An 11,368-nucleotide genomic window follows, 5' to 3' on the forward strand; every position below is an offset into this window, starting at 1 on the left:
CGGTGGCCGAGGCCACCGTTTTTTATTTGGTTAATCGATTTTCACACTGAACATGCAGGGGCTATTGCCCTTCATGACGGGCTCTTTCTTCTTTCTCTACCTGAGAGAGCTTTTTCAGCTTGAGTCCTAGTTCCCTGCCTCGGTGGCGGGCAAACAAAATATTGGCCATGAAGGCACCTGTGGTCAGTGCTAACTCGACCATCGCCAGCCAGCGCTCACCGTCATCAATCCATAGGATGGTCAGGGCGTGGAGGAAATAGAACATCAGAATGAAGTTGGCCCAGGCATGGGTATAGGGTTTTCCAGCCAAGATCCCCTTGAGCGGAAGCAGTAAAGGAGCAATCCAAACCGCGGCCATCACCATATTGTTGAGGTGCGGGTGCGGGGAAAGACTAGCCTGCCACAGAGCCACCCAAACCAAGAGACCTAAATTGGCGGAAACAGCACTGTAACGAAGCAAGCGCGTTTTTTTCTGCATGACGGTCATGACTTCTATCCTTGTAATTTGCAGGCGACTTCCGCCAGCCGTTTACCACAGGCCTGGGCCAGTTCACACTCTTCTGCACTCAACTGGCGGGATTGCTCGTGGTTGAGGTGGGAAGGGCCATATGGCGTTCCTCCAGTACAGGTTTTGTGCAGAGCTGGCTCCGAATAGGGCAGGCCTACGATTAGCATGCCGTGATGCAGCAGCGGCAGCATCATCGATTGCAGGGTCGTTTCCTGCCCCCCGTGCATCGATGATGAAGCGGTGAAGACACAAGCGGGTTTGCCTATCAGGGTACCGCTGAGCCATTCGGCACTGGTTGAGTCGATAAAATGCTTCAGCGGTGCGGCCATATTGCCAAACCGGACCGGACTGCCAAGCGCCAGCCCGGCACACTGCTGCAGGTCGGCTTTGGTGACCTGTGGATCACCAGATGCTTCAGGCTGGATCTGGCCGTCGGAGCCGAGGTCGGCAACAGTGCGCAACACCGCCTCGCAGCCGGTAACCTGCTCGATGCCACGGGCAATTTGCCGTGCCAACTGGCGCGTAGAGCCATGACGGCTGTAGTACAGAACGAGAATGTTATGCATGAGTAGCCCGCCGGACTATAGGATGTCCAGGACTTGCTCTGGTGGGCGGCCCATGGCAGCACGATCGCCGTTAACCACAATAGGGCGCTCAATCAGTTTCGGGTTGGCTGCCATCGCATCGATCAGCTGTTCTTCGGTCACATCTGCATTGCCTAACTCAAGCTCTTTGTACAGCGCTTCTTTGGTACGCATCATGTCACGGGCTGAGGTGTAGCCTAGTTGGCTCAATAGCGTTTTGATCTGCTCGGCAGAAGGGGTGTCGTCGAGGTACTTGACGATTTCAGGGCTGATCCCTTTCTCTTCAAGGAGGGCTAGGGTCTGGCGGCTTTTTGAGCAACGAGGGTTGTGATAAATGGTGACTGACATGAGACTTCCTTCTTAAGAGTAACCGGCGTGGTAGTCACGCCGGTTACAAATTGTTTTGATGATGTTGCCCCATTGTAGAACAGCTGTCATCAAGAAGGAATGCTATGTCCGCGGTTCTTTGAGAGCGCGATCAGAGATTGGCGAAGCGCTGTCTGGCAAGCCGGAGCTGATCGATTCGTGCATCATAGCGGGCCTGATCCAGCGAGTTGACCTCGACAATCTGGCTTGCCTGGATATACATCTGAATAGCTTTTTCCCATGCCCCGCGAAGTGCGAGCAGTTCGGCCCTGGCAGCTAGCTCGGCATCACGGCGGCCATTGGCGGCCTGTGCCTGTGCCAATAAGTGCCAACCATTGGGATCTTCCGGGTTGTCATAGGTGTAGCGGGTGAGGATCGGGATACTTTCATTGTTGCGATCCGCTTCCTGCAGTGCATTGGCTAAGTTAAGACGCAATACCTTATTGTTCGGGTTGGCTTTTTGTGCCGCTTCTAGGCGAGCAATGGCCCGGTCGTACTTTTTCTGGTGCAGATCGAGATCGGTAGCCGAATCGATATAGAAACGATTATTAGGCTCCTTGGCCAACAGTGGATCAAGCAAGGCATGGGCTTTTTCGTATTGCTCAGAGTCGATGAAAACCAGTGCCTTACCGTAGTTGACAGCATCTTTGGTGATCGCATTGCCCCGTTTCCCCTGGCGCTCAAACCAGTCAAGCGCTGCACTGCTATCAATACCGGCATAGCGGGCGACGATACGTGCTCGGGCCAATTGGTAGCGCTTCGATGTTGCGACCTGACGGGCTGGGAATTGGTTAGCACGGCTGCGGCTGTCGGTAATACGCGACTCAGGCAATGGGTGAGTCAGCAGCATAGGTGGCGGTGTGCTGACATAGCGATACTGGTCGGCGAGACGGCCAAAGAAGCGAGGCATGGCCTGTACATCAAAACCGGCTTTGGACAGCGTGGCTATACCAATACGGTCGGCTTCTTTTTCGTTGCTGCGGGTGTAGTTGATTTGGCCCTGGGCAGAGGCTGCCGTGGTGGCATGGATGGCGGCGATCCCCGCTTCTGGCGAAGCAATTGCCAGCATCATGGAGCCGATCAGTGCAGCCAATGTGGCCGGTGATTTCCTGGCCTGATCTTCCATACTACGGGCAAGGTGGCGCTGGGTGACGTGGGCAATTTCGTGCGCCACCACCGAGGCAAGTTCGCTTTCGGTTTTGGCATGGAGAAATAATCCGGAATGGATTGCGACATGGCCACCGAAGAATGCGAAGGCATTGATGTCCCGGTTCTGGATCATGAAAAAGTTGAACGGGGTACGGACATCGTTGGCGTTGGCGACCAGACGGTGGCCAAGATCACTAATATATTCAGACAGTAACGGATCGCTGATCACCGGCATGCTGGCGCGGATCATTCGCATGTAGGCATCGCCGTATTCCATTTCTTTTTCAATGCTGAGCGTCGCTGCCGCTGCCGTGCCGATGTCGGGCAGGCTGCTTAAGTCATTGGCCGGAGCCGCAATGCTAGTGCCGAGTAATGCACTGATGAGAAGATAGGCTGGCGCCTTAGCAAATCGAAACATAGTAATAATTGATACCGCCTTCTGTTGCGTGTTCCTGCATTCGCACTACTGCGAGGCTAAATCTTTCCTGAATAACGCTGTTTTTCACTAAGGTCAGACAGCGAAACCTTTGACAGGTTTCTTTTTTGTCGTTCGAATGTCCTTTACAATAACCTGATGGATGATATTTGTCAGTATACCGGAATGGAACCTGTATTGCTTAATTTGACGACGGAACGCTGCCCAATGGCACTGCTATTGGCAAAAAGGGCAGTACAGACGCTTAATGTGGGCGACAAGCTAGAAATTCATATCACTGACACAGGGGCACGGCAGGATATTCCCCGCTACCTCTCGAACCATGGCTTTATTATTGATGTACGGTTGGACAACCAACAAGTGCTTGAAATTATTGTGACCAAAAGGCAGTAAACAATTTATGCTGGACATGCTGACTCGCTGGTATAAGCGACGTTTTTCCGATCCCCATGCCGTGAGCTTGGTAGCTATTCTGTTGGGTGGCTTCCTGACGATCTACTTCTTCGGCAACTTGATTGCACCATTGCTGGTGGCAATTGTCCTTGCATACCTGCTTGAATGGCCGGTGATGCAGCTGACCCGTTTGGGTCTACCAAGAACGCTTTCCGTGATGGGGGTGCTGTTCATCTTCGCTGCTTTGATGGTGATGGCGGTATTCGGTCTTGTGCCGACCATTTGGCATCAGGTCGGCAACTTGATAGCCGACGTGCCGAATATGTTCAATGGCTTGCAGAATTATGTGTCCAGCCTGCCTGAGCGTTATCCTGACTTCGTCCAACCGCAGCAAGTGTCTACATTGATGATCACCCTGCGTGAAAAAGTGCTGGGTATGGGTGAGAGCGTGGTCAAAGGGTCACTGGCTTCGCTAGTGAGCTTGGCTACTCTGGCGGTTTACCTGATTTTGGTACCGTTACTGGTGTTCTTCCTGCTTAAGGACAAGGAAGAAATGCTGGAGATCCTCAGTGGCCTGCTGCCAAAGAACCGTCGCTTGACCAGCAAGGTTGGCGCGGAAATGAACCAGCAGATCTCCAACTATATTCGCGGCAAGGTCACGGAGATCTTTATTGTTGGTATTGTTAGCTACATCACCTTTGCCGTGATGGATCTGCGCTATGCCGTATTGCTTGGGGTGTTGGTCGGCTTCTCGGTACTGATCCCGTATATCGGTGCGGCTGCGGTCACTCTGCCGGTGGCGATGGTCGGCTTGTTCCAGTGGGGGATCAGCCCTGAGTTCTGGTGGCTGCTGGTGGCCTACGGTATTATCCAGGCGCTGGACGGTAACGTACTGGTACCGATCCTGTTCTCGGAAGCGGTCAACCTCCACCCGGTGGCTATCATCGTCGCGGTACTGGTGTTTGGCGGCATGTGGGGATTCTGGGGCGTGTTCTTTGCTATCCCGCTGGCGACCTTGGTCAAGGCGGTGTGGAATGCCCTGCCGTCTACAGAGCTGCCGCCTGACGAGCACTTGGAAGAGTAGCGGTAAGAGAATTTTACCGATGAAAAAGGCCGCAGTTGCGGCCTTTTTGCTATCTGGACAGTTGGGCTTGTCCGCTGAAGCTGTGGTTAGCTGTTCTCTTTCAGGTAAGCCAGCACTACTTCATGGTGGTCTTTGGTCTTGAACTTGTTGAAGACATGCTCGATAACACCATCTTCATCTATCAGGAAGCTGATACGGTGCAGGCCGTCATATTCCTTACCCATAAACTTCTTAAGGCCCCATACGCCGAACTGATCGGCAACGGCATGATCTTCGTCTGACAGCAGGGTGAAGTTGAGGTTGTCGCGTTCGATAAACTTCGGCAGGCGCTTGACGGCATCGATACTGATACCCAGCACCTCAACGTTGAACTCGTCTAGCTCAGTTTTGCTGTCACGCAGGCCGCAAGCCTGAACCGTACAGCCCGGAGTCATGGCTTTCGGGTAGAAATAGGCGAGGACTTTCTTGCCTTTGAAGTCAGCCAGGCTGACTGGCTCGTCATTTTGGTTTTGCAGTGTGAAGGCTGGCGCAGGCGTACCGGCGGTCAAAGTCTTCATAGTGGATTCCTTATTGATTATGGCCGACAAAAGTCACGTTGCCGGTGACGACGAGGTCTTGGCAAAGTGCTTCAAATTCTTCTTGTAAGGTCATTAGGTTACAGCCTTCTGGCAGGTTTGTCCCGATTTGCAGCTGAAACCTATTGGGGGAGCTGTTTTGTTCGCTTTCCTGGGTATGGGCGCTGAGCGAAGCGATATCTATCGCCCTCGAGGCAAAGAAACGGGTGAACTGTTCAATCAGCCCCGGGCTGTCGTTGGCCTCGATTTGAAAGTCAGCGGTATAGGCGTAATGACGGTATTCGTGTTTGGTGGTGCGCTTCATCACCGTCAGCAAGTCATGTTCACTGGCTTTGAGCGGCAAGGTGGATTCGACCCGGGAGATGGCGTTGGCCGAGCCGGACAGCAGCATGATAAGGGTAAACTCTTGACCGAATAAGGCCAGTCGGCTGTCAACGATGTTGCAGTCGCAAAGGGTGATGAGCCGGGTGACTTCATCCGAAATGCCCGGGCGGTCGGTGCCAACCGCTGTTACGACGAGATAATGTTCCATATATTTACATCACATTTTGAATACCTTCTGCATGTTAGCACAGACCGATTGGCTGCAAAGGAATATCTCCGGCAGATGCGACAGGTGAACGGTTGCATAACAGACAGTGATTTGCCGTTCTGGAATGGGAGCGAAAAAGTAGATGTAAAAGTGAGCTGTTGGCAAAGAGTTAGCCTTCACTGATTTACATACTTCTGTCTTGAGTTTACTGTTACTGAAAAGTAGTATGGTTTTTCTTGGCCGCTTGATTATTCGCTTATCCAGCATAAATTCATGACGAGGCCAGGGATATATTTATTCAGGGGAGATGGACATGTTTTCAGGAAGCATGGTAGCGCTAATTACACCGCTCGACGAAGCCGGTGAAGTCGATTACGCCAGTTTGGCGTCACTTGTAGAATACCACATTGCCGCAGGCACCGACGCGATTGTTGCCGTCGGCACCACCGGCGAGTCAGCAACACTGACCGTCGACGAGCATGTCAAGGTGGTATTGAAAACCTTGGAATATGCACAGGGCCGTGTGCCGGTCATTGCAGGTACCGGGGCTAATGCGACTCATGAAGCCATCACCTTTAGTAAACTCTTTTCTGGCACGGGTGTTGCGGGCTGTTTGACCGTTACACCTTACTACAACAAGCCAACCCAGGAAGGCCTGTACCAGCACTTCAAAGCAATTGCTGAAGCGACCGATTTGCCTCAGATCCTATACAATGTACCGGGGCGTACCGCTGTTGACCTGCTGCCAGAAACTGTGGCTCGACTGGCGAAGATTGAAAATATCGTCGGTATTAAAGATGCAACAGCTGATTTGTCTCGTGTACAGAAAACCCGGGAACTTTGTGGCGATGATTTTATCCAACTAAGCGGTGATGATGCCACGGGGTTGGATTTTGTTGCCGAGGGCGGTCATGGTGTGATTTCTGTCACGGCCAATGTTGCAGCAGCAGATATGGCACAGATGTTCAAACTGGCTTTATCTGGTCAGATGGATGCAGCTATTGATATCAACCAAAGATTGATGCCTCTTCATAAGCATTTGTTTGTCGAATCCAACCCTATCCCGGTAAAATGGGCGGCACATCAGCTTGGTCTTGTCTCGTATGGCACACTTCGTCTGCCGTTGACAGAGCTGAGCGAATCTGCCCAACCAGTAGTAGCTGAAGCACTCAAGGATGCGAACGTACTGCTGTAATTTGCTAGAGCGTAGGAGCGCAGAAGCGTAATGAATTATAAGTATAAGCTGGTGGCGGCTGCCGTTGCAGTAGTAACACTGGCTGGTTGTTCTGATGGCGCGGAGCGCCGCCGTCAGGCGAATCAGGATTTTAACTACCTCAATACCCAACCGTTGGAAAGCTGGACATTGCCAAGCGATGCCCAGTCAGCGCAGGTCAGTGACTATGAGATCCCGTCGGGAGATTATCGGGGAGCGATTGGTTCTGGGGTTGATATCCGTCCGCCACAGCAGGTACTGGCGTTGATCCCGGGCGCACGTTCGCTACAGGATGAAGATGGCGTGACTTTGGTAATGATCAAGCAGGAAGATCTGACTGATGTGTGGTCGGTGACCCGTAAGTTGATTGCCGAGCAGAACATTACCCTGAGAAGCCAGAGTGCCGATGTACTTGAAACCGACTGGATCAGCTGGAATAACGAAGACGAGGATACCGAAATCGGTAGCCGTTACCGGATCGAGAAATCAGCCAATGCAGGTCGCTATAGCTACCGGATCATGCTGGTTGACTGGCGTGAAGGCGGGGTTGAGCAGACAGTGAGCGCTGATAACAAAGAGCGCTACAGCATCCTGATGACCAACTTGGTGACGTCTCGTTACGATGAGCAAGAACGCGAGCAAGCTCGCCTGCGTGCCCAGGAGCTGATCAAACAGATCCCAATTTCCATGGGTCAGGACCGCAGTGGTCTACCGGTTATTATTGCCCGTGCACCGTATAACGTGTTCTGGGAACGTCTACCGGAAGTCTTGGGCCAGCTTGGCTTCACTGTTGAAGGCCGTAACCGCTCGCAGGGTGTGGTCGAGGTGCAGTTCAAGTCGCCGGATGATGAGTTCTGGGCGGATCTGGGTACCCAGCCTATTGAGCTGGAAAACCGTGCTTATAATCTACAGCTAGGTGATTTGGGTAACCGTACGTCGATCAATATTACCGATACCGACGGCAAGCCTGTGACCGAGCAAGCGCTGAACAGCCTTGCGCCAGTGATGGCCGCTGCTATTGAGCGAGCCAACAAAGGCTAAGTAGTCACATAGATGGCAATAAAAAACGCAGCTGATTTATCAGCTGCGTTTTTTTATGTTCTCGATAAGCCATCATTTTGCCAAGCGCTTGGTAGGAAAGGCGCTTGGCAGATATTATCGGCTTATTTCACTTCTTCGCCTTTGGCCTGCATATCGGCATGGTAAGAAGAGCGAACGAACGGGCCACAAGCCGCGTGGGTAAAGCCAAGCTCAAGGGCAATCTCTTTCAGCTCGTCAAACTCAGCTGGTGGTACGTAGCGCTCAACCGGCAGGTGGTGACGGCTTGGTGCCAGGTACTGGCCAAGCGTCAGCATAGTCACACCGTGGGCACGAAGATCTTTCAGTACCTCGATGATCTCTTCCTTGGTTTCACCCAACCCCATCATCAGGCCAGATTTGGTTGGTACCTCAGGGTGCATCTCTTTGAATTTCTTCAGAAGATCAAGCGACCATTGGTAGTTCGCACCAGGGCGAGCCTTGCGGTATAGGCGAGGAGCCGTTTCAAGGTTGTGGTTGAATACATCTGGCGGGTTGTCGCGCAGGATGTCCAGCGCACGGTCCATACGACCACGGAAATCAGGTACCAGGGTTTCGATCTTGATTTCTGGGTTAAGAGCGCGAATTTCACGAGTACAATCAGCGAAGTGCTGGGCACCGCCATCGCGTAGGTCATCACGGTCTACAGAGGTCACCACGACGTAGCGTAGTTTCATGTCTGCGATCGTTTTGGCTAGCTGCTGTGGCTCTTCGGCATTTGGCGGCAGTGGGCGGCCGTGGGCAACGTCACAGAACGGGCAACGGCGGGTACAGATGGCACCTAAGATCATAAAGGTTGCCGTACCGTGGTTGAAACATTCTGCCAAGTTCGGGCAAGAAGCTTCTTCACACACTGAGTGCAGCTTGTTCTTGCGCATCGCCGACTTGATGTCCTGGATACGCTGGCTGTCTGAAGGAAGTTTGATCTTCATCCACTCAGGCTTTCGCAGCACTTCTTTCGGCGCTTCCTCAACCTCTACATTACGGGTAGGGATCAGGGCCATCTTGTCGGCATCACGGTATTTGACACCTTGTTCAATTTTGATTGGTTTACTCATGAATTGCTTTCCGTTTTCCACTCAATGCTCTGGTAATCGAGCAGGTTGACCAACTCTTCTACGAGTACAGGCTGAATTTCCGCTAGTTCAGAAGGCCCATTCAATAACGCGGTTTGCGTCATTTCCATTCCGGCATAACCACATGGGTTGATGCGCAGGAAAGGAGCCAGATCCATATTGATATTGAGTGCCAGACCGTGAAAAGAGCAACCGCGTCTGATCCGTAATCCAAGTGAACATATCTTCTGACCAGAGACATAGACACCCGGCGCATCAGGGCGGGCATTGGACTCAATCCCGAATTGGGAAAGGGTCTTGATAATTGTGTTTTCGATATGCGTGACGAGATCGCGCACACCCATTTTCTTTCGACGCAGGTCGATGAGAACATAGGCAACCAGTTGGCCCGGCCCATGATAGGTAACCTGGCCACCGCGGTCGCTTTGCACCACGGGGATATCCCCGGTGTTGAGCAGGTGCTCGGCTTTGCCGGCCTGACCTTGGGTAAACACAGGGTTGTGCTCAACCAGCCAGACTTCGTCCGTGGTTTCCGGGCTACGTTCGTCGGTGAACTTATGCATAGCCTGCCAGATTGGTTGGTAATCTTGGCGGCCGAGGTTGCGAATTATAATCTTATCTTGCAATGTCACACCCATTTAGTCGTTTTGCGAAGCCTGAAAAACTGACCCCCATTATAAAACTTGGCGGCTGAATTTACAGCCGCCAATTTATAGGGAAATAGGGTAGTGCTTACAATACAACACGAACGATGTCGATTTCACCCAGCTCTTTGTACAGGGTCTCTACCTGCTCAATCGATGTTGCTGTGATAGAAACAGACACGGCGCTGTAAGTCCCTTTGCCACTTGGCTTGACGTCAGGGGTGTAATCGCCCGGTGCGTGACGCTGGATCACCTCGACAACCAGATCAGGGAGCTCAGGTTTGTTGTAACCCATCACCTTGTAAGTAAACTTACATGGGAACTCTAGAAGATCTTTTAGTTTTGGCTGCTCTTGCTGCTGCATGCTGAACTCCGAGTATTTGCATTCATTTTGCGATGTTAGCCGAGCATATTAATGGGTATAGGGCTATTTCACAAGCCATCAGGTGGGTACAGAGGCGGGCGGAAAAGAAAGAGGCAACCCAAGGCTGCCTCTTTTCTTTATTTATCGGTGTGTTACCGGAACTGCAGAGGAATTAGCTCAACCAGCCTTTGAACAGCAGCATGATGTAATCAATCAGGCGGCTGAACATGCTGCCTTCGTTGATATCATCCAGTGCCAATAGCGGGTACTCGGCGATATCTTCATCACCGACACGGTAGTAAAGCTTACCGACTACATCGCCCTTCTGGATTGGGGCTTTCAGCTCTTTCTCCAGCACGAAGCTCGCAGCGAGATCTTTGGTCTGGCCGCGAGGCAGGGTCACGAAGGTATCTTCGCTTACACCAAGGGATACTTCAGCTTTGTCGCCCATCCAGACTTTCTCGGTCACAAATGTCTCGTTCGCTTTATGCGGGGACACGGTTTCGAAGAAGCGGAAGCCGTAGTTCAGTAGTTTCTTGCTCTCTGCTTTACGGGCATTCGGGCTGTTGGTACCCATCACCACCGCGATCAGGCGCATCTGGCCTTCGGTTGCAGTACTCACCAGGCTGTAGCCAGCATTGTTGGTGTGGCCAGTTTTCAGGCCGTCAACGTTAAGGCTCTTGTCCCATAGCAGGCTGTTGCGGTTGTACTGGGTGATGCCGTTGTAGGTGAAAGATTTCTCTTTGTAGATGGCAAACTCGTCAGGTACATCGCGGATCAGGCCTTGGGCCAGAAGTGCCATGTCATATGGCGTGGTGTAGAGATCGGCGTTGTCGAGGCCATGCACATTGGCAAAGTGGGTAGAATCCATACCAAGGGTTTTGGCCCAGGCATTCATCAGATCGACGAAAGAGTCTTCAGAGCCAGCAACATGTTCAGCCATGGCTACACAAGCGTCGTTACCTGACTGGATGATGATGCCACGGTTAAGATCAGACACTTTTACTTCGCTACCGACTTCGATGAACATCTTCGAAGAACCCGGGAAGTTCTTGGCCCAGGCGTTCTTGCTGATCACCACAGTATCATCCATGGAGATATTACCGCGGTTAACTTCTTGACCGATAACGTAACTGGTCATCATTTTGGTCAAGCTGGCCGGTGGGATTTGATCGTATTCTTTGTTGCCAGCCAGGATTTTGCCTGAATGATAGTCCATGAGGACATAGCCCTTGGCAGCAATCTGAGGAGCTTCAGGTACTACAGCTGGGGCAGCCGCTGCTGTTGCTGAAGCCAGCAAGGTTGCTGAAATAGCAACAGAGCGAAAAAGTGCAGCAGATTTTTTCATGTTGGTTGTAACTTAATTT

Annotated in this window: 14 protein-coding genes; 4 read left to right on the forward strand and 10 right to left on the reverse strand. The window is 52.1% G+C overall.

What is annotated here, in order from left to right; translation table 11 throughout:
- Positions 1–61: 61 nt before the first annotated feature.
- The 4 genes from ACXAD4_RS03405 to bepA all read right to left on the reverse strand — a co-directional run bounded on the left by ACXAD4_RS03405 (position 62) and on the right by bepA (position 3,025).
- The gene (locus ACXAD4_RS03405; protein ID WP_475238702.1) at positions 62–487 is read right to left on the reverse strand and encodes a DUF2069 domain-containing protein; all 426 of its coding nucleotides are present in this window, start codon (positions 485–487) and stop codon (positions 62–64) included.
- Positions 488–492: 5 nt separating this feature from the next.
- Positions 493–1,074, reverse strand: coding sequence for an NAD(P)H:quinone oxidoreductase (gene wrbA, locus ACXAD4_RS03410; protein ID WP_475238704.1), 582 nt, complete (start codon positions 1,072–1,074; stop codon positions 493–495).
- 15 nt (positions 1,075–1,089) lie between these two features.
- The gene (arsC, locus tag ACXAD4_RS03415; protein ID WP_475238706.1) at positions 1,090–1,440 is read right to left on the reverse strand and encodes an arsenate reductase (glutaredoxin); all 351 of its coding nucleotides are present in this window, start codon (positions 1,438–1,440) and stop codon (positions 1,090–1,092) included.
- Positions 1,441–1,570: 130 nt separating this feature from the next.
- A complete protein-coding gene (gene bepA, locus ACXAD4_RS03420; protein WP_475238707.1) occupies positions 1,571–3,025 on the reverse strand; it encodes a beta-barrel assembly-enhancing protease in 1,455 nt (484 codons plus the stop codon).
- A 183-nt stretch (positions 3,026–3,208) separates the two neighbouring features.
- On the opposite strand from bepA, the gene ACXAD4_RS03425 reads away from it, so the two are divergent.
- On the forward strand, positions 3,209–3,436 hold the full coding sequence (locus ACXAD4_RS03425) for a sulfurtransferase TusA family protein (RefSeq protein WP_475238709.1): 228 nt from the start codon (positions 3,209–3,211) through the stop codon (positions 3,434–3,436).
- Between the two features lie 7 nt (positions 3,437–3,443).
- Positions 3,444–4,520, forward strand: coding sequence for an AI-2E family transporter (locus tag ACXAD4_RS03430; protein ID WP_475238710.1), 1,077 nt, complete (start codon positions 3,444–3,446; stop codon positions 4,518–4,520).
- An 86-nt stretch (positions 4,521–4,606) separates the two neighbouring features.
- Here the strand turns inward: ACXAD4_RS03430 and bcp are convergent, their stop codons facing one another.
- Positions 4,607–5,077: a thioredoxin-dependent thiol peroxidase gene (bcp, locus tag ACXAD4_RS03435; RefSeq protein ID WP_475238712.1), complete on the reverse strand. Its 471-nt coding sequence runs from the start codon at positions 5,075–5,077 to the stop codon at positions 4,607–4,609.
- Positions 5,078–5,087: 10 nt separating this feature from the next.
- Positions 5,088–5,627, reverse strand: a complete 540-nt coding sequence (locus ACXAD4_RS03440) for a glycine cleavage system transcriptional repressor (RefSeq protein ID WP_475238715.1) — start codon at positions 5,625–5,627, stop codon at positions 5,088–5,090.
- Between the two features lie 313 nt (positions 5,628–5,940).
- Between ACXAD4_RS03440 and dapA the strand changes: the two genes are divergently transcribed.
- Both dapA and bamC read left to right on the forward strand, forming a co-directional pair.
- Positions 5,941–6,822 (forward strand): 4-hydroxy-tetrahydrodipicolinate synthase, encoded by an 882-nt coding sequence (gene dapA / locus ACXAD4_RS03445; protein ID WP_475238718.1) that lies wholly within the window; start codon positions 5,941–5,943, stop codon positions 6,820–6,822.
- Between the two features lie 30 nt (positions 6,823–6,852).
- Complete coding sequence (gene bamC, locus ACXAD4_RS03450; protein WP_475238721.1) at positions 6,853–7,881, forward strand: outer membrane protein assembly factor BamC; 1,029 nt, start codon at positions 6,853–6,855, stop codon at positions 7,879–7,881.
- 122 nt (positions 7,882–8,003) lie between these two features.
- On the opposite strand, the gene lipA is transcribed toward bamC, so the two are convergent.
- The 4 genes from lipA to ACXAD4_RS03470 all read right to left on the reverse strand — a co-directional run bounded on the left by lipA (position 8,004) and on the right by ACXAD4_RS03470 (position 11,349).
- Positions 8,004–8,975: a lipoyl synthase gene (gene lipA, locus ACXAD4_RS03455; protein ID WP_317525184.1), complete on the reverse strand. Its 972-nt coding sequence runs from the start codon at positions 8,973–8,975 to the stop codon at positions 8,004–8,006.
- Positions 8,972–9,619 (reverse strand): lipoyl(octanoyl) transferase LipB, encoded by a 648-nt coding sequence (gene lipB, locus ACXAD4_RS03460; protein ID WP_475238723.1) that lies wholly within the window; start codon positions 9,617–9,619, stop codon positions 8,972–8,974. Before lipB ends, lipA begins: the two co-directional genes overlap by 4 nt.
- A 106-nt stretch (positions 9,620–9,725) precedes the next feature.
- Positions 9,726–10,001 carry a DUF493 family protein YbeD gene (gene ybeD / locus ACXAD4_RS03465; protein ID WP_036820956.1) on the reverse strand — a complete coding sequence of 92 codons (276 nt, stop codon included), beginning with the start codon at positions 9,999–10,001 and terminating at the stop codon, positions 9,726–9,728.
- 172 nt (positions 10,002–10,173) lie between these two features.
- Positions 10,174–11,349 (reverse strand): serine hydrolase, encoded by a 1,176-nt coding sequence (locus tag ACXAD4_RS03470; protein WP_475238724.1) that lies wholly within the window; start codon positions 11,347–11,349, stop codon positions 10,174–10,176.
- Positions 11,350–11,368 lie beyond the last annotated feature (19 nt).

Source organism: Photobacterium sp. AWH4_225, assembly GCF_056158405.1.

Coding starts and splice junctions, on each gene's coding strand:
- ACXAD4_RS03470 (WP_475238724.1), bottom strand. CDS start 11,349: ATGAAAAAATCTGCTGCACTTTTTCGCTCTGTTGCTATTTCAGCAACC.
- lipA (WP_317525184.1), bottom strand. CDS start 8,975: ATGAGTAAACCAATCAAAATTGAACAAGGTGTCAAATACCGTGATGCC.
- bcp (WP_475238712.1), bottom strand. CDS start 5,077: ATGAAGACTTTGACCGCCGGTACGCCTGCGCCAGCCTTCACACTGCAA.
- wrbA (WP_475238704.1), bottom strand. CDS start 1,074: ATGCATAACATTCTCGTTCTGTACTACAGCCGTCATGGCTCTACGCGC.
- bamC (WP_475238721.1), top strand. CDS start 6,853: ATGAATTATAAGTATAAGCTGGTGGCGGCTGCCGTTGCAGTAGTAACA.
- ACXAD4_RS03440 (WP_475238715.1), bottom strand. CDS start 5,627: ATGGAACATTATCTCGTCGTAACAGCGGTTGGCACCGACCGCCCGGGC.
- ACXAD4_RS03425 (WP_475238709.1), top strand. CDS start 3,209: ATGGAACCTGTATTGCTTAATTTGACGACGGAACGCTGCCCAATGGCA.
- bepA (WP_475238707.1), bottom strand. CDS start 3,025: ATGTTTCGATTTGCTAAGGCGCCAGCCTATCTTCTCATCAGTGCATTA.
- arsC (WP_475238706.1), bottom strand. CDS start 1,440: ATGTCAGTCACCATTTATCACAACCCTCGTTGCTCAAAAAGCCGCCAG.
- ACXAD4_RS03430 (WP_475238710.1), top strand. CDS start 3,444: ATGCTGGACATGCTGACTCGCTGGTATAAGCGACGTTTTTCCGATCCC.
- ACXAD4_RS03405 (WP_475238702.1), bottom strand. CDS start 487: ATGACCGTCATGCAGAAAAAAACGCGCTTGCTTCGTTACAGTGCTGTT.
- ybeD (WP_036820956.1), bottom strand. CDS start 10,001: ATGCAGCAGCAAGAGCAGCCAAAACTAAAAGATCTTCTAGAGTTCCCA.
- dapA (WP_475238718.1), top strand. CDS start 5,941: ATGTTTTCAGGAAGCATGGTAGCGCTAATTACACCGCTCGACGAAGCC.